This is a genomic window from Bradyrhizobium sp. B097, from assembly GCF_038957035.1.
GTDB lineage: Bacteria > Pseudomonadota > Alphaproteobacteria > Rhizobiales > Xanthobacteraceae > Bradyrhizobium.
In genome coordinates, this window is sequence record NZ_CP152412.1 from 4299375 (window position 1) to 4323672 (window position 24298).

The window sequence follows — 24298 nt, forward strand, 5'->3', positions numbered from 1 at the left end:
TTTCAAGCGAGCCTAGACCAGATGAAACCCGCTGCTGGTGTCGGGCACCGGCGGGTAAGGCGTGCCGGCGGGTAGGCCGAGATAGAGATATTCCAAACCGTAAGCCGCCGCGAAGCTGGACGCGGTGGCATCGAGGATGATGTTGCCGGCCGTGCCGAAATGCAGCTCGGGACGGGTCAAGCCGTCGGCCGAGAAGGCCGGCGCGTCATTGACGGACAAGCCGTTGAAGCTCGCATTCACATGCGACAGGTCGGCGGCGTTGCCGGCAAGGTCGGCGATCGCAGCGCCGTTCGCGTTGAGGCTTGTCACTGCAAGCGTCGCGGTGGGATTGTCGGTCCCCGAGACGAGATAGTCGAAGGCGAGCTTGGTCGCATCGTGCAGGGCCGCGGTCGTGGCCGCGTCGTAGGTCGCGGTCGCGCCGTTGTTCAGCGCAAGCGCGGGCGTGCCGCCCGTTACGGTGACGGCTTCGTTGAAAGCGAGCGTCAAGGCGATGGACGCCCCCGCCGTCTCGACGCCGGTCGTCGGCGTCGTAGTGACGCCTGATGTCTCCGGCGCAGTGGTGTCGATCTGCAGGATGCCGCCAGGATTGGTCACCGCACAAACGAGGCTCGCATGATGGCCGTAGCTGTCCGTCAGCGACGCGCCGTGCAGCAGGAAACCTGATACCGCGAGATCGGCCGTGTTGTCGCCGGCAGCGACCGTGTAGCTGAAGGTCAGGGCGTCGCTGCCGCTGCCGCCGGTATAGGTCGCGACACCACCGTCGTTGAGCAGCAAGGTCGGCGTGCCGGCGGAGATGTCGACGGTGACGGCGTCGCTCATGTTGAGGGTGAAGGTCACGGCATGGCCGGCGTTGAGGTCGCCATTGCCGCCGGAGATGCCGGCGCCGCTGCTCGCAACCGACATCACCGACGGCAGCAGGAAGATCGCGGTGCCGCCAAAGCCGTCGCCGCCGACACCAAAGGTCTGGCCGACGAAATTGTCGTTCGGATCGAGCTGGAAGTCGAACGTCTTGTTGTGCTCGGTGAGCTCGAGCACGTTGCCGGGCAGCAGCGTGACCGCGGCATTGCTGCCGATGTTGACGCCGTAGAAATCGATGGTGTCGCCGATGGCAAAGCCGCTTATGATGTTGGCCGGCGGCGTGTGCCCGTCGATCTCGAGCGTGCCGCCTATGCCCTGGAACACGATCGGTGTGCCGCCGGTCACGGCGCCGCTCGTGACATCGACCAGCCCGCCCGCGATGGTCACGCCATCGGCCGCGCCTCCGGAATCGACGGTCAGCGTGCTGCCGGCATCGACGATGATGCCGTGGATTGCACCACCGCTGTCGATCTCGGCATTGCCGCCATCAAGCGCAACGGCGGTTGCGTTACCCGCGACGTCGAGCGTGCCGCCCGCCTGCACGACGAGGTTGCTTGCGGTATGGCCGGCTGCGACGAAATAGATCTCGCCGTTGAACACGAAGTTGTCCGGCGCCGACGGATTCCACCCGAGCGTCTGCATCTGGATGAAATCGGTCTGGGTAAACCCGTTGATGACGCCGGAATTGCTTTCATTGTTGAAGGCGTCGTCGCCGAACGGGCCCGGACCCCCGCCGGAGCCGAAGCCGGAATCCCAGTCGCCGAGATCGCCCTTGGCGACGTGGTTGTTCCAGCTTGCAAGGCTGGTCGCACCATTGTCGATCGAGAAATAGCCGGTGGAATGGACAGGGCCGGGCGAAAGCTCGCGGATGCCGGGTGCCGAGAAGCGGAACAGGTCGGGGACGCCCCAGCCATTGGCATAGTGCTCGCCATTGACGCCGAGCAGGGAGTCGCGGCCCATCACCTCGGTGATCTCGTGCTCGATCGAGCCGACGAGATAGTATTGATTGCTTCCCGGCGTGGCCGTCGGGTCGTAGGACCAGTTCGCCGTGGCATCGAAGCCGACCCAGCCGTCATTGGCCGGGTCGTTGACGGCGATCAGACCGAGCGCCTTGGCTTCCGCGCGCCCGATATCGAACGTTCCTCCGCCGGTCGGATCCGATCCGGGCAAGGTCGCGAAGGCCGCGAGCTGGGCGCTGGAGGTGCCGTCTGCGATCAAGGCATTCCTGATCGTGGCGTAGTCATAGGCCGGCGCCTTTGCCTCCTCGCTTTCACCAAGGAAACCGGACGCGATCGCCGAGCCGCCGACTTCGCCCCAGCCGACGTGGATGCTGAGGGTGACGCCATTGGTGAAGGCGGTGTCGAACAGGTTGACGACATAGGCGACCGCGGTCTTGAAGCCTGACGGCGCGGACCCGACGCTCGGGTCGTCGATGACGTTGATCTGCACGATGCCTCCCGGGAGACGGCGAGCGACTTTGCGGAGCGCAGGCGGCTCGTGCGCGCCGGCGACCGCGCGAAGATGCCCTAAATCGGGACCGGCGGCTTGGACTCCCCGGCGCCGGAGGCGGTCCAACCGGCATCGGCGCGTGCCGGCGGCCATCCTCCGTACTTATACGGATACGAAAGTGGCGGATTGCAGGGCCGGACTCGGCTAAGCAAGAAGGCGCAAGCCACCCGATATTGCCCCGGCGCCGACGATCCTTTCCGATATTGTTTTGCTTTTCCATTTTCCGGTGCAACTGCTCACGATGAGTTGGTCGGGATGAATTTGTCGGGCCGACTGGCGGCCGGGATGATGCTTCCCGTCGTCACACTCCTGCTCGCGTTGGGCTTCATCCATGGCGTCGCCTGGCCGGGCATTCTGCTCGCCGGTGGTGTGGTTTCGGTGGTGTTGATGACGGCTGAGATGATTGCGAGGTCGCAGTCCAGAACGCCCGCCCAGTTGGTGCGGGCGGCGGAGGCGCTGTCGCGCGGCGAGCCGGTCTCGATACGCCCGAGTGGCGACGACGAGGCCGCTCAGCTCGCTGCGACGCTTGCCGAACTGTCCGCGCAGTTGGGCAGCAGGCAGCACCTGCTGGAGAAGACCGTCGAGAGCATCCGCGATCCGGTGGTGGTCGCCGACGAGCATGCGATGATCGTGATCGTCAACGCCGCGGCGCGGCGGTTGTACCGTGTCGAACCCGGTTTTGACACCCTGACCGGCGTTCGCACCTTTCAGAACTATTATGCTGACGGCACGACGGTCATGCCGATCGCGGAGACGCCGATGGCGCGTGCGCTGCGCGGCGATGACGTCGACGATTGCGAGCTGATCGTCAAACCCCTCCGGCCGGAACCGGCTGTCTGTCTTGTCGCCAACGCCAGGCCGCTGCGCGACGATGCGGGCAATTTGCGCGGCGCGGTCATCGTGCTGCGTGATGTCACCGCGGAGCGTCAGGCGCATCAGGCGCTGGTGGAGAGCGAGCAGATGGCGCAGGCCATCGTCAGGACCGCGCTCGACGCCTTCGTCCAGTCCGACCAGGACGGCATCGTGCTCGACTGGAGCCCGCAGTCCGAGGCGTTGACCGGCTGGACGCGCTCCGAGGCCGTCGGCCAGCGCGTCGTCGAACTGGTGTTCCCGGAAGAGCTGCGGGTCGCACACCGGCAGCGCATCACCCGCTTCCTGCAGGAGACCGCGGCCGGCGGCATGGGCATGCGTTATGAAACCGCATCCGTGCACCGCGACGGCCACCGGTTCTATGTCGAGGTATCGCTCAATGCGCTGCGCCGCGGCGATGGCTGGATCATCAATTCCTTTGTCAGGGACGTCACCCAGCGCCGGCGCGCCGAAGAGCAGTTGATCCAGGCGCAGAAGACGGAATCGCTCGGGCGGTTGACCGGCGGCATCGCGCACGACTTCAACAACATGCTGACCGTGATCACCGGCACGATCGAGATCCTCGCCGACGGCGTCAGGGATAACCCGCAGCTTGCCGCGATCGCCAAGCTGATCAGCGATGCCGCCGATCGCGGCGCGCAGCTCACCTCGAGCCTGCTGGCATTCGCGCGCAAGCAGCCGTTGCAGCCCGTCGAGACCGACGTCAACGACCTGATCGGCGACGTGGTCCGGCTACTGTCGCAGACCCTGGGGTCGCAGACCGAGATCAGGACGGAGCTCGGCCGCGACGCCTGGCTCGCCTTTGTCGACCGCAGCCAGCTCGGCGCGGCGCTGGTCAATCTCGCCATCAATGCGCGCGATGCGATGCCTGAGGGCGGCACGCTGACCTTTGCGACCCGCAACATGCAGCTCGGGATTCCCGATGCCGTGGCGCACGGCGTTGAGCGCGCCGGCGACCATCTCGTGATCGAGGTGACCGATACCGGCACCGGAATTTCGCCGTCGCATCTGGAGAATATCTTCGATCCGTTCTTCTCCACCAAGGAGGTCGGGCAGGGCACCGGGCTCGGGCTCAGCATGGTGTTCGGCTTCGTCAAGCAGAGCGGCGGCGGGATCGAGGTCAAGAGCGAGCAGGGGCGCGGCACCATCTTCAGGATCTATCTGCCCAAGGCGGACGGCACTGCGCAGCGCGCGGTCGAGGAGGACGATCTGCCGGTCAGGGGCGGCAACGAGACCATCCTGTGCGTCGAGGACGATCCCACGATCCGCGACTATGTGATGGGCCAGCTCGAAAGCCTCGGCTACAAGGTGCTGGCGGCGGCAAACGCAGATGCCGCGCTCGAGATCGTCAGCCGTGGCACCGCGTTCGATCTCCTGTTCACCGACATCGTGATGCCGGGCAGCATGAACGGCCGGCAATTGGCGGAGACGCTGATGGCCGGGCGACCGGCGCTGCGGGTGCTGTTCACCTCGGGCTACAGCGATGGCGCGCTGCCGGCGCTACAGGGCCGCGGTGGCCATGGCATTCCGCTGCTGACCAAGCCCTATCGGCGCAGCGAGCTGGCGCGGATGCTGCGGCGCTGCCTCGATCTTCAGGTCGACTTTCAGGGCGATCCGGTTCCGCAGCCTTACTCGGTGCAGCCCGATCTCGAACGCTTCCTGCGCGAGAACCCGCCTGAGAAGAATTAGCGCGTTATGCGCCTACCCCGTCGGATGGGTAGAGCGAAGCGAAACCATCGCCCTGCGCAAGGTCTGACATGATGGGTTTCGCTTCGCTCCACCCATCCTACAGGTGTGACGTAAGCTGCGCGGGGGAGGCAGCACAGTGCAGGACCACAGCAAGATTGCGATCTTCGATGGCCATAATGACGCGGCTCAGCACCTCGCTGAATACCGGGAAGGCGGGCGGGATTTTCTCGTGCGCTCCGAGGATGGTCATCTCGATCTGCCGCGTGCCCGGGAAGGCGGCATGGTTGGCGGCCTGTTCGCGATGTACGCCAAGGCAGAACATCCGCGCCAAGGCGATTTCACTCGAACCGCCGACGGGTACGAGGTGCGCCTTGCGGAGCCGCTCGACGCGGCCTACGCGCGCCGGACCATCGATGCCCAGCTGAGCGCGCTCGAGACCATGGTGGCCCGCGCCTGCGGAAACATCCGATGGGCGACGACCGTGGATGAGATCGAGGCGGCACGGCGGGACACCGTATTCTCAATCGTGCTGCACCTCGAAGGCGCCGAAGCGATCGACGCCGACCTGGACGGGCTGGCGAGGCTCCACGCCCGCGGCCTGCGTTCGCTCGGCCTGGTCTGGAGCCGGCCCAACATCTTCGGCCATGGTGTGCCGTTCGCCTATCCGCGCTCCCCGGATACCGGCCCCGGTCTGACCGACGCGGGGAAGGCGCTGGTGAAGGCCTGCAATGAGCTCGGAATTATGCTCGACGCGGCCCACCTCAACGAGCGCGGCTTCTGGGACCTGGCGGCGGTCAGCACCGCGCCGATCGTGGCCACCCATGCCTGCGCGCATGCGGTCTGCCCCGCGACCCGCAACCTGACTGACCGGCAGCTCGACGCCGTCAGAGCGTCGGGCGGCGTCGTCGGCTTCAACTTCAGTGTGTCCGAGGTGCGCCCGGACGGGCACCGTGATCCGGATATCCCGATCGGGGCCGTCGTCGACCACCTTAGCTACCTGGTCGAGCGGATGGGTGACGACCATGTTGCGCTGGGGTCCGATTTCGACGGCGCGCTCATGCCCGTTCCGTTGAAGGATGCAAGCCACCTCCCGAACCTGATTCAGGCGCTGCGGGCACACGGCTTCGATGACGCCACATTGCGCAAGATCGCCTTCGACAACTGGATGCGTGTGTTTCGCCAAAGCTGGCGATGAAACCGCTGCACAGAGTCGATCGATCGTGATCTATTGTGGCTGCACAACAATGGCGCGGCCGGTCAACGGCCCGATTCAGGGAGCATCGAATGCAGGACCGCAAATGGTCGAGACGCGACTGGCTCAAGGCGACGGCGGCGACGACAGCGGGCATGGTGTTCGCCGAACCGCTGCGGGCGGCGTCGCCGCCGGCCGAGGCCGTGACGCCCGAGCTGATCGCAGCCGCCAAGAAGGAAGGCAAGATCTCGTTCTATAGCGCTCTCGAACTGAACACGGCGGAGCGTCTCGCGCGCGACTTCGAGCAGAAATATCCGGGGATCAGCGTCCGTGTCGAGCGCTCCGGCGCCGAGCGCATCTTCCAGCGCATCGCCCAGGAGCAGGGCAGCGGCATCCATGCCGTCGACGTCGCCAACTCGACCGATCCCGCGCATTACCTCGACTGGAAGAAGAACGACTGGCTCGCGGCCTATCTGCCGGAAGACGTCGCAAAGCATTTTCCCGCCGACCAGATCGACCCTGACGGCACGTCAGCGACGTCCTGCGCCTGGTTCGAGGTGATCGGCTACAACACCGAGCAGGTGAAGCGCGAGGAGGCGCCGAAGAGCTACGCCGATTTGCTCGATCCGAAATGGCGCAGCAAGATCGTCAAGGGCCACCCGGGCTACTCGGGCGCGATCTTGACCGCGACCTTCGTGCTGGCGCGCGATCTCGGCTGGCTGTATCTGGAAAAGCTCGCGCAGCAGCGCGTGATGCAGGTGCAGTCGGCTGCCGATCCGCCGAAGAAGATCCTGCTTGGCGAGCGCGCGGTCATGGCCGACGGCAACGACTACAATCTCGTGCTGGCCAAGGATCAGGGCAAGCCGGTCGAGGTGGTCTATCCGACTGAGGGCGCGCCTCTGATCATCGTGCCGAGCGGCGTGTTCAAGAGCGCGCCGAACCCGAACGCGGCGCGGCTGTTCCAGAGCTACTTCTTCAGCGCCGAAACCCAGCAGATGCTGGCCGACGAGTTCGCGCACCGCTCGTTCCACGCCAAGGTCAAGGAAAAGGCCGGGCACGTGCCGCTCAACAAGCTGAAGATGCTCAAGGCCGACCCGGTCCAGGTGCAGGCGCAGAGTGAAGAGATCAAGGCGCGCTACGCGAAGCTGTTTCGCGTGTGACGGCCGGTCCTCGCCATCCTGCGAGCGAAGTCAACAACGAGGAGCATTGGACAATGGCGGTCGGGGCTTTGCGGACCGCGGATGCATGCTTTGATGGCCTTCCCGGCTATGCGTTCGCGCCCAACTATCGTGACGATCTTCCCGGCTATGCCGGCTTGCGCATGCATTATCTCGACGAGGGAAAGGGCAATGCCCGTGTTGCGCTGTGCCTTCATGGCCAGCCGACCTGGAGCTACCTTTACCGCAAGATGATTCCCGGCCTCGTCGCCTCCGGCTATCGGGTGATTGCGCCTGATATGTTCGGGTTCGGTCGCTCCGACAAGCCTGTCGAGGAGGCCGTGTACACCTTCGACTTCCATCGCGAGAGCCTGATCGCCCTGATCCGTGCGCTCGATCTCGGCCGCATCACGTTGGTTTGCCAGGACTGGGGCGGTTTGCTCGGCCTTACCATCCCGATGGACATGGCCGATCGCTTCGAAGCGCTGCTGGTCATGAACACCATGCTCGCGACCGGTGACCGCCCTCTGACGAAGGGTTTCATGGATTGGCGCGCGTGGAGCAACGCGAATCCCGACATGGCGGTCGGCAAGCTGATGGCGCGCGCCTGCCCGCAGCTCTCATCGGCGGAGGCAGCGGCCTATGACGCACCTTTCCCTGATGCCAGCTACAAGTCCGGTGTGCGCCGCTTCCCGAATCTCGTGCCGGACCAGCCCAATGCCGGCGGCGCGGCCATCTCGCGCAAGGCGCGCGAATGGTGGCGAAGCGAATACGGCGGCAAGGCCGCGATGGTGATCGGCATGACCGACCCGGTGCTCGGGCCGGCCGTGATGGCGGAGATGCGGCAAACGGTTCGCAATTGCCCCGAGCCGGTCACGCTCACCGCAGCCGGACACTTCGTGCAGGAATGGGGTGAGGATGTCCTGAAGGGCGCGCTGCCGCTCCTGTCCTGAACGCGGAGGCGAGCAAGCCGGGCAACCGCAGCCCGCAAAAATGGGTAGGGCTCAGCGAAACCCATCGCTTGTGCAAGGGGCGAGATGATGGGTTTCGCGGAGTTTATCATCGGGCCGCGCGTTGCGCGGACCCGTTGGCTCTACCCATCCTACAGATTGCGCTAACCGCTGACTTCTGCGCTGAGCATGGGCCCGAACAGCTCCCATCTCTCGCCCTTGAATCGTCTGAGCCGCATCTGCTTGATTGGAGCAAAGTCGATCGCACTGGTGTTCATGCTGATGCCCGGCAACAGGTTGGTGGTCCTGAAGTCCTTCAGACTCGCAGCCTGCTTCATCACGTTGGCGCGCGTGAGATCGTCGCCGCACTGTTTCAACACCTGAGCCAGCGTCTGCGCCGCATTGTACCCTGTCACCACTAGGCCATCGGCCCGATTACCCTCGGGGAAGTATTTGGAGAGATATTCGTCGAATGCCTTCATGCCGGGGTCGTCTTTCCATTGCGGATCAAGCGGATCCATTAGATAGGCCACCGAAACGATCCACTGCGCGTTCTCGAAGCCGGCGGGCTGGATCACGGCGCCGATCGAGGAACTGACCGAGTTGAGGATGTGTAACGGCCTCCAGCCGATCTCGGCGGCTTTCTTGATGGCCTGCGCTGCGAATTTCGGTGTGGCAATGTTGACGAATACATCGGCATTCATCGACTTCATCTTGACGATATGCGTGTCGATCGTCGGCTCCGCCACCTCATAGGCATCCTCGATCACGATCATCGACGCCGCCTTGTCGCCGAGGCCGTCCTTCAGGCCCTTCAGGTAGTCCTTTCCGTAATCGTCGTTCTGGTAGAGGACGGCGATCCTGCCGCCCGGCTTTTCCTTCAGGATGTGCTTGGCATAGATCCGTCCCTCGCTCTGGTAGCTGGGCTGCCAGCCCATGGTCCACGGGAAGTTCTGCGGATCGTTCCACTTGGTCGCGCCGGTCTGGATGAACAGCTGCGGTACCTTCTTCGCGTTCATGTACTTCTGAATGGCACCGTTGGATGCTGTGCCGAGTGCGGCGAAAATCAGCAGGACCTCGTCGCCTTCGACCAGCTTGCGTGCCTGCTCGACCGTCTTCGGCGGACTGTAGCCGTCATCATAGGAAATGAACGTGATCTTGCGGCCATTAATGCCTCCCTCGGCGTTGACCTTGCGGAAATACGCCGCCTGAGCCCGGCCGCTGGTGCCATAGGCGGATGCCGGTCCGCTGTAGGGCATGATGTTGCCGATCTTGATTTCCGTATCGGTTGCGCCGGTGTCGTATCTCTTCTGCGCAAATGCGCTGCCCGCACCGACAGCGAGGATGATGATGGCGGTCGAAAGCGCCGCCATTCGTCGTGCGACGAAAGACATCTCGTTTCTCCCCATGCGAAAATGAATGTGCTTGTCTTATCGGAGACTGCTTTTGAGTCTTTGCTGGAAGTGAACACCCGACTCCACACGTTGTCGATTCCGAACATCGCGCTTTGCGTGTCGGCTCGCGTCACGTCATTGGGTTCGTCAGTATTGCTGACCGTAGTCTTGCGGGCAGCTTGCAACTACGCCGCACGCATCGCCCGCTGCGCGCGGTAAGCCTGAGGCGACAGCAGTGTCAGCTTGCGGAAGGCCTTGCGAAAGCTGCTCTCGTCCTCATAGCCGGCGGCGCGAGCGATCGTCTTGATCGGTTGCGCCGTCGTCTCCAGCAGCGTGCGGGCGTGCTCGACGCGGCGGCGCATGATGAAGGCCTGTGGCGGCTCGTGGGTCAGTTCGCGGAAGCGGCGGTTCAGCGTCCGTTCGCTGAGGCCCAGCGCCTGCGCGAGGCTGCGCACCGTGATCGGTGCCTTGCCGGTGCGGCGCACCAGCATATCCGCCTTCATCAGCAGCGGGTCTTGGGCGAGCATGTAGCCGAGCGGCATGAAGATCGCCTGCGTGCGTTGCGCGGTGTCGATCACCGCATAATCGGCGCAGACCTTTGCAACCTCCGGGCCCTCGACGAGCTCGATCAGCCGCAGCAACAGATCGACCCACGACATCGGGCCGGCGGCACAGACCAGGCGGTCGGCCTGGGTGAGCACGGCGTCGCCGGCGAGGTCGATCCTGGGATGGCGGCGGCGGAGTTCGCTCTGCAGCCACCAGGTGATGGTGGCGCGGCGGCCGTCGAGCAGGCCGGCATTGGCGAGCAGCAGCACGCCGCTGCAGAAGGCACCTATCAGGCGACCGCTGGCATGTTGCTGGCGCAGCCAGGCGCCGGCCCGGTCATATTGCGGTTGCAGGCGTTCGGCGGTCAGATGGTCGACCAGGCTGCCCGGCACGATGATCGCGTCGAATGCCGTCCGCTTGCTGACCGCGCCGTCGACGGCAAGCAGCTTGCCGCCGCCGGCGCGCACCGCCTTGCCGTCGAGCGAGAGCGTTTGCCAGCTGAAGCGCGCCTTGCCGCCGCGCAGCTGCATCACATGGTTGCCGAGCGTGAGGATGTCGGCGATGCCGGCGACCGCCGATTGCATGCAGCCTTCCAGCGCGAGGATCGCGAGCTTCATGGGACCTCCGGAATTTGCCGTCATCCTACCCGATCGACGCAGGCAGGCCGTGGCAGATATTGCCCGATCTCTGTCCGATCGGCCACTGCCTGATCGCAGTGTGCCGGTCCATCTTCGTTGCGTTGTCATAACTCAGCAATGGAGAGAGACCATGCCTTACGTCACCATTTCCACCGTCCGCGGCATTTTCGATGTCGCGCAGAAGCAGGCGCTGCTGCAGCGCGTCACCGATCTCATGGTCGAGGTCGAGGGGCAGGGTAACCCGGATTTCCGCCGCAACGTCTGGGTCAAGATCGAGGAGGGCGAGCCGGCGAGTTGGTCGCTCGGCGGCATGATCCCGACGCCCGACATGATCGCGGGCAATTTTGGGGCACTCGACGCCGGTGGACGGCGGGTCGCGAAGGCGAAAGCTTAAGCGAAGAAGGGGCGTCTTTCACGGCATCGTCATTGCGAGCGAAGCGACGCAATCCATCTCTCCGTGTACGCGGATGTGTGGATTGCTTCGTCGCTTCGCTCCTCGCAATGACGGAGAGATACAGCACCAAAAGCAAAAGGCGCTTCCGGTGGAGGCGCCTTTTGCACGCGCCACGATCTGTTCGAGGCGGTAGCTATGGCCGGCGCACCTCGAAGTAGGTCTTGCCGCCACGCTCAAAGCCCGCTTCCTCATAGAAGCGGAGGGTGGTCTCCCGCTTCGAGCCCGTCGCCAACAGAACCTTGTAGCAGTCGGCTTGCCAGGCAACATCGAGCGCGTGCGCAAGCACCCGTCGGCCGAGCCCTAGCCGACGGTGGTCGCCGTGAGTGACGACGTTCTCGATCACGGCATATGATCTGCCGCCTCGCGACAGGTTGGGCACGATCGCGAGCGTGCACGAGGAGACCAGCTGCTCTGCCGCTTGCGCCACGATCACGGTCATGAAGCTCGATGCAAGCAAATTCGACCAGACACGCTCGGCAGCGGCTGTCTCCAGCTCAGGATCGTGCGGATGAAGGTGTCGGTAAAGCTCCAACAGCTCGGGCAGTTCGTGCGCTGCCGCAGATCGGACGATCACTTCGGTCATGGACTGATTCCAGGGATCATGGCTTCGCAACCCATCGCGCCGGTGCAAGCCTTGAGAGGATGGGTTTCGCTTCGCTCTACCCATCCTACGCATCGTTCAACCAAAAACAAAAGGCGCTTCCGGTGGAAGCGCCTTTCGCGTTCGTGAGGTGCCGTAAAGCTTACAGCGAGTAGTACATCTCGAACTCGACCGGGTGCGGGGTCATTTCGAAACGGGCGACCTCGGTCATCTTGAGCTCGATATAGGCGTCGATGAAGTCGTCGTCGAACACGCCGCCGTTCTTGAGGAACGCGCGATCCTTGTCGAGGCTCTCGAGCGCCTCGCGCAGCGAGCCGCAGACGGTCGGAATCTGCTTCAGCTCTTCCTTCGGCAGATCGTAGAGGTCCTTGTCCATCGCCGGACCCGGATCGATCTTGTTCTTGATGCCGTCGAGGCCTGCCATCAGCATCGCGGCGAAGCCGAGATAGGGATTGGCCATCGGGTCGGGGAAACGCACCTCGACGCGCTTGGCCTTCGGGTTCGCGGTGTAGGGGATCCGGCAGGCCGCCGAGCGGTTGCGCGCGGAATAGGCGAGCAGCACTGGGGCTTCATAGCCCGGGACCAGACGCTTGTAGGAGTTGGTCGATGGGTTGGTGAAGGCGTTGATCGCCTTGGCGTGCTTGATGACGCCGCCGATGTAGTGCAGGCAGGTTTCCGACAGGTCGGCGTATTTGTTGCCGGCGAAGGTCGGCTTGCCGTCCTTCCAGATCGACTGGTGGACGTGCATGCCCGAGCCGTTGTCGCCATAGACCGGCTTCGGCATGAAGGTGGCGGTCTTGCCGTAGATGTGCGCGACCTGGTGGATGCAGTACTTGTAGATCTGCATGTGGTCGGCCATCAGGGTCAGCGTGTCGAACTTCATGCCGAGCTCGTGCTGGGCTGACGCCACTTCATGGTGGTGCTTCTCGACCTTGACGCCCATCTTGGCCATCGCGCCAAGCATCTCGGAGCGCATGTCCTGCACCGAGTCCTGCGGCGGCACCGGGAAGTAGCCGGCCTTGGTGCGGATGCGATGGCCAAGGTTGCCGCCTTCATACTCGGTGGCAGAGTTGATCGGCAGCTCGGAAGAGTCGAGACGGAAGCCCGTGTTGTAGGGTTCGGCCGAATAGCGCACGTCGTCGAACACGAAGAACTCGGCCTCGGGGCCGACGAACACGGTGTCGCCCACGCCCATCGACTTCACCATGGCCTCGGCCTTCTTGGCGATGCCGCGGGGGTCGCGGTTATAGGGCTCGCCGGTGGTCGGCTCGAGCACGTCGCAGGTGATGACCATGGTGGTCTCGGCGAAGAACGGGTCGATCGTCGCGGTGACCGGGTCCGGCATCAGGCACATGTCGGATTCATTGATCGCCTTCCAGCCCGCGATCGACGATCCGTCGAACATCGTTCCCTCGGCGAAGATGTCATCGTCGATCATGCTGACGTCGAAGGTGACGTGCTGCCACTTGCCGCGCGGATCGGTGAAGCGCAGGTCGACGTATTTGACGTCGTTGTCCTTGATCGATTTCAGGACGTCTTTGGCGGTCTTCATGAATACCCCTTATGGATGTGCGGGTCGGTTTCCAGCGGAGAGGGACGTTATTCCCGCTTTTGGCGAGTTCGTGTGACTGCTGAAACGAAATGAGGCTGCCGAAGCAGCCTTTTTTCTCTTTTGCCGTCAGAAAATCCGGATAGCACCGGGCTTAAATAGCGTCCAGCCCGGATTCGCCGGTCCGGATGCGGATGGCTTCCTCGATGTTGGAGACGAAGATCTTGCCGTCGCCGATCCGCCCGGTCTGGGCCGCGCGGCGGATCGCGTCAATCGCCTTCTCGACCAGGTCGTCGCCGATCACGATCTCGATCTTCACCTTGGGCAGGAAGTCGACGATGTATTCCGCACCGCGATAGAGCTCGGCATGGCCCTTCTGGCGGCCAAATCCCTTGGCCTCGGTTACGGTGATGCCTTGCAGTCCGACTTCCTGGAGCGCTTCCTTCACCTCGTCGAGCTTGAAGGGCTTGATGATGGCTTCAATCTTCTTCACTGAGCGCCTCCCGGGCATTGCAGATTGCAGGGTCGAGTTCGATGCGCGTGGGGCGCAGTCTGGTTGGTCTTAAACCTTCCGGCGGGTGGCCGGAAACACGCGCAATGGTCGCATCGAGCGGCATTGTGCGCGGCTTCCTCAAAAGCAGGGTCTATGCCAAGTTGTTAAGGTCCCCAATTTTGGAATGTTATCAGCCTTTTAACAGGCAGTCGGCTGATATCGAACCACATGGGCTATGATATCCAAGCCCAACAAATAGGCAAATAGATCAATCCGTATGCAGTCGGCCAGTAGAAACCCCGCGAACGTCACAGGAATTGCCTCTCGAAAAGGCGAAGCGATTGAGGATTCGGCATGGACGTTCTGACCACCACCGAGATGGAGCGCGCCGACCGGCTGACCGTCGCAGCCGGTACGCCGGGCTTCGCACTGATGATGAGCGCCGGCCAGGCCGTCGCTGAAGCCGCGATGGACCTGGTCGAGGAGGGGCCGATCGTCGTGGTCGCCGGCCGCGGCAACAATGGCGGCGACGGCTTTGTCGCCGCCGCCGAGCTCGCCGCGCGCGGCCGCGAGGTGTCGGTGATCCTGCTCTGCGAGCGCGACAGCCTGCAGGGCGACGCGGCGCTGGCGGCGAAGGGCTGGAAATATCCGGTGCTGCCGTTCAACCCGCAGGCGCTCGGCAAGCCGGCGCTGATCATCGACGCGCTGTTCGGCGCCGGGCTCAATCGCCCGGTCAAGGGCGACCCGCTGGAGATGATCGCGGCCATCAACGCCAACGGTACGCCGGTGCTGGCGGTCGACCTGCCGAGCGGAATCAACGGCACCACGGGCGCCGTCATGGGAGCGGCCGTGCAGGCGGCCGAAACCGTCACCTTCTTCCGCAAGAAGCCCGCGCATCTGTTGCTGCCGGGTCGGATGTATTGCGGCCGGGTGCGTGTCGCCGACATCGGCATCGCGGCGCAGGTGCTTGACGAGATCAAGCCGCTGACCGCGGAGAATTTGCCGCAGGCCTGGCGCTGGTCGTTTCCGCTGCCGCGGATTGATGGCCACAAATACGCAAGGGGCCACACCGTCGTGGTCTCCGGCGATCTCGCTTCGACCGGGGCGGCGCGGCTCGCCGCGCGCGCTGCGCTGCGCGCAGGCGCCGGGCTCGTCACCCTGGCCTCGCCGCGCGATGCGCTCGCCGTCAACGCGGCGGCGCTGACCGCGGTGATGGTGCGCGCGGTCGACAATCCAATCCAGTTCGCCGAACTGCTCGACGACAAGCGCCTCAACGCCTGCGTGATAGGGCCCGGCGCCGGCGTCAGCGCGCGTACCCGCGACTTCGTTCACACCGCGCTGTCGGCGCAGCGGCATCTGGTGCTCGACGCCGATGCGCTGACCAGCTTTGCCGGTTCGCCGGACCGGCTGTTCGAGGCAATCAAGGCCTCCGACGGTCTTGGGGTGGTGCTCACCCCGCATGAGGGCGAGTTTCCGCGGCTGTTCAGCGACATCTCCAACAAGCATCCCGGCCGCTCGAAGCTCGAGCGCGTCCGCGCGGCGGCCGAGCGTTCCGGCGCGGTGGTGCTGCTGAAGGGCGCCGACACGGTGATCGCATCTCCCGATGGCCGCGCGACCATCGCCGCGAACGCGCCGCCTTGGCTCGCCACCGCCGGCGCCGGCGACGTGCTGGCCGGCATCATCGCCGGCTTCCTGGCGCAGGGCGTTGCGGCATTCGAGGCCGCCAGCATCGGTGTGTGGCTGCACGGCGAAGGCGCCAGCGAGGCGGGGCCCGGCCTGATCGCGGAGGATCTCACCGAGGTGCTGCCTTCCGTGTTCCGCCGGCTCTATGACGAGTTCGGGATTGAGTACTAGGCGGCTTCAGCTTGCCGACATGGATGCCGCTGCACGCGTGCACCGTGCGGCGTTCGACGAAGCGTTGCCGTGGCTCGCGGGCCTGCACACACCGGACGAAGACCGCTGGTTCTATCGCGAGCGGATGTTTGCGACCTGTACGCTGTGGGGCGCGTTCGACGGCGGGGCGATGAGCGGCGTCATCGCATTCCACGACGACTGGATCGAGCAGCTCTACGTGCTGCCGGCCGCGCAGGGCCGCGGCATCGGCGGCGCGCTGCTCGAGATCGCACAGCAGGGCGCGGACCGGCTGCAACTCTGGACCTTCCAGCGTAACGCGCGGGCGCGCCGCTTCTACGAGGCGCGCGGTTTTGCCGCGGTCGAGGAAACCGACGGCAGCCGCAACGAGGAGAGGGAGCCGGACGTGCGCTATCTCTGGGCGCGCAGGGCCGGCGGATGACATATTGATCGGGGTTGACTGACCCCAGGCGGATCCGGGAACAGGACGGGGCTCGCGGCGGGACGAAAGATCGTCTGGCAATCGGCCACCATTTGAGCACCTAATGCCTGTATCGACGAACGAATGTACCCTTGAGCCTCGAAGCTGCGTGGTACGGACCGGAGCAACATGACAAGTCCCTGCCGCGTTCTAATGATCTATCCGAAGTTCGTTCCGGACTCGTTCTGGAACTATACCGAAGCTTGCGAACTCGTCGGCGCGAAGTATCCGGCGGCGCCGCTCGGACTGATCACCGTCGCCGCCATGCTGCCGAAGCATTGGGAGATTCGGCTCGTCAACCGTAACACCGAGCCTTCGACCGACGCGGACCTTGACTGGGCCGATCTCGTCATGATCGGCGGTATGCTCAACCAGCAGCCTGATTTTCTCCACCTGATCGATCTCGCCCACCAGCACGGCAAGCCGGTATGTGTCGGTGGGCCTGACGTCTCCTCCAGCCCGCACCTTTACGCGGATGCGGACTTCCAGGTGATCGGCGAGGCCGAACACATCATCGAGGAATTCATCGCTGCCTGGGAAAGCGGCGAGCGCAAGGGCGTGTTCGTCGCCGAGAAATTCAAGATCGACGTCACGCTAAGCCCGATGCCCCGCTACGATCTGATCAAGTTCGATCATTATCTCTTTATTGGCGTGCAATATTCGCGTGGCTGCCCGTTCACCTGCGAGTTCTGCGATATTATCGAGCTGTACGGGCGCGTGCCGCGCACCAAGACCCCGGATCAGATTCTCGCTGAGCTGCAAGCGCTCTACGATCATGGCTATCGTGGGCATGTCGATTTCGTCGACGACAACTTCATCGGCAACAAGAAAAACCTCCGCATCTTGCTGCCGCGGCTCAAAGCCTGGCTGGAAGAGCGAGACTATCCGTTCGAGTTCTCGACCGAAGCCTCGATCAATATCGCTGATGACAGCGAGCTGTTGCAGGCAATGAAGGACACGAACTTCTTCGGAATTTTCGTCGGCATTGAGAGCCCGGATCCGGAGACCCTCGTGCAGATGAAGAAAAAGCAGAACACCAGGCGCAACATCGCAGAGAGCGTTCACAAGATCTATGACTATGGCATGTTCGTCACGGCGGGTTTCATCGTCGGGTTCGATACCGAGAAAGTCTCGATGGCGCAGGCGATGATCGACTTCATCGAGGAGGCGAGCATTCCAGTCTGCATGGTTGGACTGCTCTATGCGCTGCCTGGCACACAGCTGACGCGGCGGCTGGCCCAGGAGGGCCGCCTGCACGAGGGCCATGATCTCATGAAGGTCGAGCAGGCGGGCGACCAATGCACGCTCGGCTGCAATTTCGACACCAAGCGTCCGCTTCGTGACATCCTTACGGATTACAAGGCTGTGCTCGGGCACGTGTACAGCCCGGCGGCATATGCAGGACGGCTGTCGCGGCTTGCCGCCATGCTCGACCGGTCGGATCGGCGCCGCGACCTGCCGGATGGCGACACGCGCAAGAGGCTTGGCGGCATCGAAGGCGTACACAAGATCATAAGTGCCCTGCCGGAGGTTCGCGAGCCGTTCTGGAAGACCTTCGTCGAGGTCGCCAAGTCCAATCCAGGCGCGCTGCGCTACATCGTGATGCTGATGGCGCTGTACCTGCATTTCGGGCCGTTCTCGAACCACGTGATCGGTGAGATTGACCGCCGGATTGCCGAGCTGGACGGTGCGCCTCCGGTGAGGGCCACCGCGCTTGTGCCGTGAGTTCATCAAGGATGTGATGGACGGCAAAGTTCGCTCGACTCTTGGGCAACTGACGCAACTCAGGCAACGTCGGTGGAAAGCGAAACGCTCTTCCACGCATCGAATTCGGCTTGCAGCAGTTTCATTTTTTCCTCGACCAGCCGCACGGCATCGCTGCCGAGCAGCAGATGCGCCGGCGGATCGGCCGACAGTGCGAGTTTCAACATCGCCTGCGCGGCCTTTTGGGGATCGCCGACCTGCCAGCCACTCAGTTCCATGCGACGTTTGCGGATTGGATTGATGACAGCGTCATAATCTCCGATCGACCGCTCCGCTCGCACCATCGATCGTCCGGCCCAGTCGGTGCGAAAGCCGCCCGGCTCGACCGCGGTGACCTTGATGCCGAGGTCCTTGATTTCCTTGCCGAGGGATTCCGATATCCCTTCCAGCGCGAACTTGCTGCCATGGTAGTAGCTGAGGCCGGGCATCGTGATGATCCCGCCCATCGACGTGATGTTGAGGATATGCCCGGCGCGCCGCTTGCGCATGAAGGGCAGCACCGCCTGGATCATCGCCACCGCGCCGAAGACGTTGACCTCGAACTGGCGTCGCAGATCGTCGATCGATGATTCCTCCAGGATGCCCTCGTGGCCGTAGCCGGCATTGTTCACCAGAACGTCGATCGCGCCGATCCTGTGCTCGACGTCGGCGACGGCGGGCGCGATGGCCCCGGTGTTGGTGACGTCAAGAACCACCGCGTGCGCGCCGGCGCCGAGCGCTTCGAATGTCCGCTTGTCGTTCTCGTTGCGCACGGTGCCGGCGACGGTATGGCCGTCGCCCAATGCTGCCTCGGCCAACGCGCGGCCGAAGCCGGACGAAACGCCTGTGATGAGGAAAGTCTTTGCCATAGGAGATGTCCTTCAGATCGAGATTGCAGGCTCGATATAGGCGACTTGATTGGTGCAATAATCGGCATAGAGTGGCATGACCTGATGCAGATAATAGAACAATGCAGCATGCTGGCCTTTTCGAGCTGAACGCCGTCGTCGCGATTTCAACGCATCGCAGCTTCCGCGCTGCCGCGACTGAACTCGGCATTTCGCCCTCGGCGTTGAGCCATGCGATCGCCGCCCTGGAGAAGCGGTTGGGCGTGCGCCTCATCAATCGGACGACGCGCAGCGTCGCGCTGTCGGAGGCGGGAGAGCGTTTCCTCGCCAGGGTCAGTCCCGCGCTGCGCGAGATTGCCGGCGCGATGGAGGATGTGAACGAGTTTCGCGACACGCCCGCGGGAACGCTGCGCATCAACTTGAAGGAGCGCGCCGCGCACCAGATCCTCCGCCCGGTCGTCGCAAAGTTTCTGCGGCGCTATCCCGACATGAACGTCGAGCTGACCCTGGAGGGACGCCCCATCGATATCGTCGCGGAAGGTTTCGATGCCGGCATCCGGCTGGCCGAAGCCGTGCCGCAGGACATGGTCGCGATCCCCTGTGGTCCGGACACGCGCTTCATTGTCGTCGGCGCGCCCGATTATTTCGCCCGCGCTTCGGTGCCGCGGTCTCCGCTCGATCTGCTCGCCCATGAATGCATTCGCAGGCGGATGCCCAGCGGCAAGCTCTATCACTGGGAGTTCGAGAAGCGCGGCGGCGAGCAGATGGTGGTGGATGTCCGGGGCAGGCTGACCCTCGACAATGACAGCCTGATGGTCGAAGCCGCCCTCGACGGCCTGGGACTGGCGTTCGTCAGCGATTTCTGGGTGACGGGGCATCTCGCCGCCGGCACCCTGCGCGCCGTGCTGGACGACTGGACGCCGCCATTTCCCGGCTTGCGTCTCTACTATCCGAGGCACCGGCACATGACAGCCGGGCTTCGTGCTTTCGTCGACATGATCCGGGAGGAGACGAAGTTGGCCGCCGGCGGTGAGGCGGTCCGTGCACCTCCGGCCAAGCGATCGGGCGATCATCGCAAGCGCGCTTGAGCCGCCGTGGCCGCCGGGTCTTCGGCGATTGCTTCGCCGAGTGGTCGCGTCAGCGCCGGCCCCGCCATACCTGCGTCACGACACTTTTGGTGGACGCGTGGGGAATTGCGAGATAAAGGCGCATGATATTCCCTCGCATCCTCCAGAAGCTTTCTCGTGAGTGGCAGGCAGAACAGTTTCCTCGCGCAGGCAATGCAACAAGGTGCGTTGGCATTGCGGGCGCGGCAGTTTGCTCAAGCCGAGCAGATCGCCATCAACATTCTGAAATCAAACCGCTCGGACAGACACGCCGCGCTTCTGCTGGCGCATGCCCTGATGGGGCAGAACCGAGGTGACGAGGCAATTGCACCGCTTGAGCGAGTTATACGCCGCGCCGACGACGGAGAGGTGGAGACCTTGCTCGGTGCGCTGCTGTGCGGTGCAGGGCGCACCACGGACGGCATCGCGCAGCTTCGACGCACGGCGGCGCGCCGCCCACCATATCTTCCTTCGTTTCGGGAACTCGCTGGGCAGCTTGCCAAGGCCGGTCAACACGACGAGGCGATCTGCACGATCGAGGCCGGCCTCGCGCTGGCTCCTGATAGCGTCGATCTGAAGCTTGACCTCGGGCGCCTCCTGCATGACACCAATGACTTCGCGCGGGCCGCGAGTGTCCTGACAGCCGCGCGCGATGCCGCGCCGGGACGCCCGGACGTCCTTAACCAGCTCGGGCGGGTCCTGATCCTTCATGGCGATTACGCCGCAGCCGCGGACGCCTTCCGCCGCGTGCTCGCGCTCTATCCGGACGATCGCTCGACCCGCGCCTATCTCGCCACATCCTTGTTCGAGCAGGGTGAGCGCGACGCTGCCGAGGCGGCGCTTCGTTCCATCATTCGTGGTCAGCCCCAGCTGTTGGGACGCGCGGCATTCGTCATGGCCGCGGCATCGCATGGTCGCTTCTTCTTCTCCCAGCGCGACGTTGCGAAATTCCTCGGCGGGGAGTGAGGCCGGGCGCGTTGGACGAAATCTCGTCGCACCTCACGCTCTGAAGTTTCTCCGGTAGAGGTTGGGCTGCCGCCTGAGCTCACCCCGGAACTGGCCGACGCGCTTGGCTTCATCCGCGGTGAACGAGGATGTCTGCGCAGTCCAGTCGTCTCGCTTGACCGGAATGCACTGCGCGATGGGAGTCCCCTTGGGGAGGACACCTCTGAAATTGCGGTCGTGCCAGTACGCCGGGAAGTGCACCCAGTTGTCGGTATAGAGGTCCGAATTGACCAGGCCGCTGAGCGTGGTGAACGGCAGGTCGAAGCGGTTGACGGGATGCGTGAAGTAGATCGCGTAGCCTTCGGGCGCCTCGACCGTCCACAGATTGTGGAATTTGAGAAAAAAGCGGCCTTCTTCGAACAACGGCGTGCCAGAAACCTGACCCGGGTCATGGAAACCGATCGGCGAGCGCGGAAATTCGGGCGTGCCTCCCGGCGGCAGGTCGTGATCCCAGGTGATTTCGCCGTCCTCGACCTTGAGATCGCACACCAGCGGCAGCAGGAATCCGCTCGTCATCGCATCGACAAACGGAGGGCAGCGCTTGATCGTGTCCTCGTCGTGCAGGTTGATCGAGGAGAAGGCCGTCGCAGGCATTGTCTTGAGCCAGTCGGGAACGCCCTGCGCCGCCGGGATGGGGGCCGGAATTAGTCCCTCAAGCTCTGTTGGACAACGGAATTTGAGCGTCAGTTTGCTGTTGGTGGACATTAGGCGCTCCGATGCCCCGATGGCCTACATGAATGCGTCGCAAAGGTGAAGCGCCGCCACGCCGCCGAACGCATAAGATGGGTAGAGCGCAACGAAACCCGTCATCTCCCTAGGTCGCGACAAGGTTAATGGGTTTCGCTACGCCCAACCCGCCCTGCGATTCATAGCCCGCCGCTAGCCGACGAGATACTTCGCCACCGCCGGCTCGTTCCACTCGATGCCGAGCCCGGGACCGCGGGCGGTCACTGCGCCATCCGTGATCTCGGCGGGCCTCGCGAGGATCGCGCCGGCGAAGTCGAGGAATTCGAGCCAGTGCGCGGTCGGCGTCACTGCGAGCAGATGCGCGCTGACTTCCGCGAACAGATGGCTCGACATCGGGATCGATGCGGCATCGGCCTGTCCCGCGACCTGCATCCAGCCGGTCACGCCGCCGACCTTCATCACATCGGGCATGATGAAGTCGGACGCACCGGCCGCGATCGCCTCGGCGAAGCCGCGCGGAAACCACCAGTTCTCGCCGGCCTGGATCGGCGTCGGCGAAGTCTCGCGGACCCTGGCGTGGCCAGACAGGCTTTCCTGCGGCACCGGCTCCTCGATCCAGTGCAGGTCGTAGGGCGCAAGCCGGGCGATGCGGCGGGTGGCTTCCGCCGGATCGAGCGACTGGTTGAAATCGATCATCAGCGCGATGTCGGGGCCGAGCAGGGCGCGCACGCCCTTCACGACGCGCTCGTCATTGGCGGCATCACCGTCGCCGCCCTTGATCTTGATGCCCTTGAAGCCTTGGTCGAGCGAGCGGCGTAGCGCGCGCTCGTCGGCAACGGGATCGACCGCGCCATAACTGTCATAGGCCTTGATCGGCTTCGCCGAGCCGCCGAGCAGTTCGACCAGCGGCCGGCCGGCGAGTTGGCCGAGCACATCCCAATAGGCCATGTCGAGCCCCGACACGGCCATCCCGACCAGACCTTGCGCGCCGAGCAGCCGAAACTTGGCGTCCATCGCCTTCATCAGATCGAACGGGGCGACTGGCCTGCCGGTCAGCTCACGACCGATCTCCTCGATCAGATAGACGAGAGGGTGAAGTGTGAGCTTGCTGTAGGCGAAGATGTAGGTGCGGCCGGTAACGCCTTGATCGGTTTCGACATCGATCAGGACCAGCGGACCGGAATCGATCACGCCAAACGCGGTCTTCACAGGACGCTTGAGCGACACCACGACGCTTCGTGCCTTCACTCCGCGAATCGCTGCAACTGTCTGGCTCATCGGAGTTTCCTTAAGGCGGTTTCCACTTCTTGTTATTGGACACTGTACCATCGCAAGAGCCGCGGTGCGGCCCAATCGGTCGCAACCTGCTCGATCAAATAGCGGCCGGGATATTCGGCGAGGAAGGCAATGCGCTGGGTCTGGCCCGGTTCGACCGCGAGCGTGTCGAGCCAGAACGGCTTCCAGCCGTCGTCGAGCCGGTCGAGCAGACGGAAGTGATGGCCGTGCAGGTGAAAGACGCTGGCGATCGTGGCCTGGTTGGTCAGGGCCAGCACGACGGTTCGGCCTGCCTTGGCCTGAAAGGCCGGGGCGGTTGACGGCTTGAAATCCGCCACACGGAACCACTCGGTGGGCGTGCCGAGCGCCAGATCGAACCGCGTCGCGCTCTTGAGGTCGAGCTGGGCGGGCATGTCGTTGCCCGGCAGCGGTGGCGCCGGCGGGAACGGCGCCGTTCGGATCGGCGGCTCGCTCGAGACGGCGAGCTTGCCGACCGGACGGGCTTGCTTGCCGTCGTGCAGCAGGATCGCGAAGCTCGTTCCGGCCGGACCAGCCGTATCGACAAAGACATCCGTGCGGCTCCCGGGGGCCAGGACCAGCGCACCATTGCGGGCCGGGAACGGTTCGGCCGGCTGGCCGTCGATCGCCATCACCCGGACGTCGAGGTTGTCCAGCTTGACCGCCAGCACGCTGCGTTGGCTGCCATTGATAAAGCGGAGTCTGAGGCGGGCATTGGCCGGTGCCGAGATATCGTATGAGGTCTTGCCGTTAATTGTATGAATTTGCGTCGAATTTTTTGGATCGCTTCCAGGCGGGATCGCGGTTCCATCGGGCTGCAGGCGCCACTCCTCGATCAGCAAGACCTCGTCGCGATCGACGGCGACCGGCGAGGTGCCGGTCACGATCAGCGGGCGCGGCCGCGTCGGCGCCGTGCCGTCCCCGAACAGCGGCTCGCACAGGAAGGTACCGGCATGCCGAAGCGGCAGCTGGAAGGTATCCTTCGCCCCCGTGGCAAGGGGCGCCCGGGAGGCCAGCGGCTCCGCGGCCGGGACGCCATCGAGCCCGCGGCAATCGAGCGCGGCCGCAATCGGCAGCTCGTTGCCGAACGTCACGTCGAGGACCTCGCCGCGCTTGAAGCGGAGATCGCCGCTGCCAAGTGACCAGACCGGGGTCTGCGGTCCGTCGGGACGAAGCAGGATGCGGTCGGCTTTGGCCTGCAGCGCAACCGCCGTCCGGCCCTGCGCGGAGCCGCTGGCCGGCCAAGCGGGGCAAAGCGCCGCGGCGCCGAGGCCGGCGATCAGGTCGCGCCGGGTCAGGGAAAATTCGGGACTTGCTTGGGGGCTTGCCATCTGGCCGATGCGGACCATTTTCAAGTGTACCTGTCCAGTCGCGATCGGTCGCA

Annotated in this window: 20 protein-coding genes; 10 read left to right on the forward strand and 10 right to left on the reverse strand. The window is 64.2% G+C overall.

The features are described 5' to 3' along the window. Positions 1-12 precede the first annotated feature (12 nt). A complete protein-coding gene (locus tag AAFG07_RS20225) occupies positions 13-2307 on the reverse strand; it encodes an NF038122 family metalloprotease (RefSeq protein WP_342728771.1) in 2295 nt (764 codons plus the stop codon). A gap of 345 nt (positions 2308-2652) precedes the next feature. Between AAFG07_RS20225 and AAFG07_RS20230 the strand changes: the two genes are divergently transcribed. The 4 genes from AAFG07_RS20230 to AAFG07_RS20245 all read left to right on the forward strand — a co-directional run bounded on the left by AAFG07_RS20230 (position 2653) and on the right by AAFG07_RS20245 (position 8228). Continuing rightward, positions 2653-4926, forward strand: coding sequence for a PAS domain S-box protein (locus AAFG07_RS20230; protein WP_342728772.1), 2274 nt, complete (start codon positions 2653-2655; stop codon positions 4924-4926). 136 nt (positions 4927-5062) lie between these two features. Beyond that, positions 5063-6121 carry a dipeptidase gene (locus tag AAFG07_RS20235; RefSeq protein ID WP_342728773.1) on the forward strand — a complete coding sequence of 353 codons (1059 nt, stop codon included), beginning with the start codon at positions 5063-5065 and terminating at the stop codon, positions 6119-6121. Between the two features lie 89 nt (positions 6122-6210). Continuing rightward, positions 6211-7278, forward strand: coding sequence for an extracellular solute-binding protein (locus AAFG07_RS20240; RefSeq protein WP_342728774.1), 1068 nt, complete (start codon positions 6211-6213; stop codon positions 7276-7278). Positions 7279-7331: 53 nt separating this feature from the next. After that, on the forward strand, positions 7332-8228 hold the full coding sequence (locus AAFG07_RS20245) for a haloalkane dehalogenase (RefSeq protein WP_342728775.1): 897 nt from the start codon (positions 7332-7334) through the stop codon (positions 8226-8228). A gap of 161 nt (positions 8229-8389) precedes the next feature. Here the strand turns inward: AAFG07_RS20245 and AAFG07_RS20250 are convergent, their stop codons facing one another. Both AAFG07_RS20250 and AAFG07_RS20255 read right to left on the reverse strand, forming a co-directional pair. After that, positions 8390-9619 carry an ABC transporter substrate-binding protein gene (locus AAFG07_RS20250; protein WP_342728776.1) on the reverse strand — a complete coding sequence of 410 codons (1230 nt, stop codon included), beginning with the start codon at positions 9617-9619 and terminating at the stop codon, positions 8390-8392. Between the two features lie 185 nt (positions 9620-9804). Continuing rightward, complete coding sequence (locus AAFG07_RS20255; RefSeq protein ID WP_342728777.1) at positions 9805-10782, reverse strand: helix-turn-helix domain-containing protein; 978 nt, start codon at positions 10780-10782, stop codon at positions 9805-9807. Positions 10783-10933: 151 nt separating this feature from the next. Here AAFG07_RS20255 and AAFG07_RS20260 point away from each other — a divergent pair, with 151 nt between their 5' ends. Beyond that, a complete protein-coding gene (locus AAFG07_RS20260) occupies positions 10934-11197 on the forward strand; it encodes a tautomerase family protein (RefSeq protein WP_223967645.1) in 264 nt (87 codons plus the stop codon). A gap of 193 nt (positions 11198-11390) precedes the next feature. Here AAFG07_RS20260 and AAFG07_RS20265 read toward each other — a convergent pair whose 3' ends face one another. From AAFG07_RS20265 to AAFG07_RS20275, 3 genes are all read right to left on the reverse strand, one after another. Continuing rightward, positions 11391-11840, reverse strand: a complete 450-nt coding sequence (locus tag AAFG07_RS20265) for a GNAT family N-acetyltransferase (RefSeq protein ID WP_342728778.1) — start codon at positions 11838-11840, stop codon at positions 11391-11393. Positions 11841-12000: 160 nt separating this feature from the next. Further along, the gene (gene glnA, locus AAFG07_RS20270) at positions 12001-13410 is read right to left on the reverse strand and encodes a type I glutamate--ammonia ligase (protein WP_028333940.1); all 1410 of its coding nucleotides are present in this window, start codon (positions 13408-13410) and stop codon (positions 12001-12003) included. Between the two features lie 151 nt (positions 13411-13561). Then, on the reverse strand, positions 13562-13900 hold the full coding sequence (locus AAFG07_RS20275) for a P-II family nitrogen regulator (protein ID WP_011441447.1): 339 nt from the start codon (positions 13898-13900) through the stop codon (positions 13562-13564). A gap of 354 nt (positions 13901-14254) precedes the next feature. Between AAFG07_RS20275 and AAFG07_RS20280 the strand changes: the two genes are divergently transcribed. The 3 genes from AAFG07_RS20280 (at position 14255) to AAFG07_RS20290 (ending at position 17957) form a co-directional block, all read left to right on the forward strand. Further along, positions 14255-15754, forward strand: coding sequence for an NAD(P)H-hydrate dehydratase (locus tag AAFG07_RS20280; protein ID WP_342728779.1), 1500 nt, complete (start codon positions 14255-14257; stop codon positions 15752-15754). After that, positions 15729-16193: a GNAT family N-acetyltransferase gene (locus AAFG07_RS20285; protein ID WP_342728780.1), complete on the forward strand. Its 465-nt coding sequence runs from the start codon at positions 15729-15731 to the stop codon at positions 16191-16193. Before AAFG07_RS20280 ends, AAFG07_RS20285 begins: the two co-directional genes overlap by 26 nt. Before the next feature lie 168 nt (positions 16194-16361). Next, positions 16362-17957 (forward strand): radical SAM protein, encoded by a 1596-nt coding sequence (locus tag AAFG07_RS20290; RefSeq protein WP_342728781.1) that lies wholly within the window; start codon positions 16362-16364, stop codon positions 17955-17957. A 59-nt stretch (positions 17958-18016) separates the two neighbouring features. Here the strand turns inward: AAFG07_RS20290 and AAFG07_RS20295 are convergent, their stop codons facing one another. After that, positions 18017-18844 (reverse strand): oxidoreductase, encoded by an 828-nt coding sequence (locus AAFG07_RS20295; RefSeq protein WP_342728782.1) that lies wholly within the window; start codon positions 18842-18844, stop codon positions 18017-18019. A 101-nt stretch (positions 18845-18945) separates the two neighbouring features. Between AAFG07_RS20295 and AAFG07_RS20300 the strand changes: the two genes are divergently transcribed. Both AAFG07_RS20300 and AAFG07_RS20305 read left to right on the forward strand, forming a co-directional pair. Continuing rightward, the gene (locus AAFG07_RS20300; protein WP_342728783.1) at positions 18946-19911 is read left to right on the forward strand and encodes a LysR family transcriptional regulator; all 966 of its coding nucleotides are present in this window, start codon (positions 18946-18948) and stop codon (positions 19909-19911) included. A gap of 207 nt (positions 19912-20118) precedes the next feature. Next, positions 20119-20895, forward strand: coding sequence for a tetratricopeptide repeat protein (locus AAFG07_RS20305; RefSeq protein ID WP_342729198.1), 777 nt, complete (start codon positions 20119-20121; stop codon positions 20893-20895). A 33-nt stretch (positions 20896-20928) separates the two neighbouring features. On the opposite strand, the gene AAFG07_RS20310 is transcribed toward AAFG07_RS20305, so the two are convergent. From AAFG07_RS20310 to AAFG07_RS20320, 3 genes are all read right to left on the reverse strand, one after another. Continuing rightward, positions 20929-21639, reverse strand: coding sequence for a hypothetical protein (locus tag AAFG07_RS20310; RefSeq protein ID WP_342728784.1), 711 nt, complete (start codon positions 21637-21639; stop codon positions 20929-20931). Between the two features lie 174 nt (positions 21640-21813). Then, the gene (locus tag AAFG07_RS20315) at positions 21814-22899 is read right to left on the reverse strand and encodes an enolase C-terminal domain-like protein (RefSeq protein ID WP_342728785.1); all 1086 of its coding nucleotides are present in this window, start codon (positions 22897-22899) and stop codon (positions 21814-21816) included. A gap of 32 nt (positions 22900-22931) precedes the next feature. Then, on the reverse strand, positions 22932-24245 hold the full coding sequence (locus AAFG07_RS20320; protein WP_342728786.1) for a multicopper oxidase domain-containing protein: 1314 nt from the start codon (positions 24243-24245) through the stop codon (positions 22932-22934). Positions 24246-24298: the final 53 nt, after the last annotated feature.

Coding starts and splice junctions, on each gene's coding strand:
- AAFG07_RS20230 (WP_342728772.1), top strand. CDS start 2,653: ATGATGCTTCCCGTCGTCACACTCCTGCTCGCGTTGGGCTTCATCCAT.
- AAFG07_RS20240 (WP_342728774.1), top strand. CDS start 6,211: ATGCAGGACCGCAAATGGTCGAGACGCGACTGGCTCAAGGCGACGGCG.
- AAFG07_RS20245 (WP_342728775.1), top strand. CDS start 7,332: ATGGCGGTCGGGGCTTTGCGGACCGCGGATGCATGCTTTGATGGCCTT.
- AAFG07_RS20250 (WP_342728776.1), bottom strand. CDS start 9,619: ATGTCTTTCGTCGCACGACGAATGGCGGCGCTTTCGACCGCCATCATC.
- AAFG07_RS20255 (WP_342728777.1), bottom strand. CDS start 10,782: ATGAAGCTCGCGATCCTCGCGCTGGAAGGCTGCATGCAATCGGCGGTC.
- AAFG07_RS20260 (WP_223967645.1), top strand. CDS start 10,934: ATGCCTTACGTCACCATTTCCACCGTCCGCGGCATTTTCGATGTCGCG.
- AAFG07_RS20265 (WP_342728778.1), bottom strand. CDS start 11,840: ATGACCGAAGTGATCGTCCGATCTGCGGCAGCGCACGAACTGCCCGAG.
- glnA (WP_028333940.1), bottom strand. CDS start 13,410: ATGAAGACCGCCAAAGACGTCCTGAAATCGATCAAGGACAACGACGTC.
- AAFG07_RS20280 (WP_342728779.1), top strand. CDS start 14,255: ATGGACGTTCTGACCACCACCGAGATGGAGCGCGCCGACCGGCTGACC.
- AAFG07_RS20285 (WP_342728780.1), top strand. CDS start 15,729: ATGACGAGTTCGGGATTGAGTACTAGGCGGCTTCAGCTTGCCGACATG.
- AAFG07_RS20290 (WP_342728781.1), top strand. CDS start 16,362: ATGACAAGTCCCTGCCGCGTTCTAATGATCTATCCGAAGTTCGTTCCG.
- AAFG07_RS20295 (WP_342728782.1), bottom strand. CDS start 18,844: ATGGCAAAGACTTTCCTCATCACAGGCGTTTCGTCCGGCTTCGGCCGC.
- AAFG07_RS20300 (WP_342728783.1), top strand. CDS start 18,946: ATGCAGCATGCTGGCCTTTTCGAGCTGAACGCCGTCGTCGCGATTTCA.
- AAFG07_RS20310 (WP_342728784.1), bottom strand. CDS start 21,639: ATGTCCACCAACAGCAAACTGACGCTCAAATTCCGTTGTCCAACAGAG.
- AAFG07_RS20315 (WP_342728785.1), bottom strand. CDS start 22,899: ATGAGCCAGACAGTTGCAGCGATTCGCGGAGTGAAGGCACGAAGCGTC.
- AAFG07_RS20320 (WP_342728786.1), bottom strand. CDS start 24,245: ATGGCAAGCCCCCAAGCAAGTCCCGAATTTTCCCTGACCCGGCGCGAC.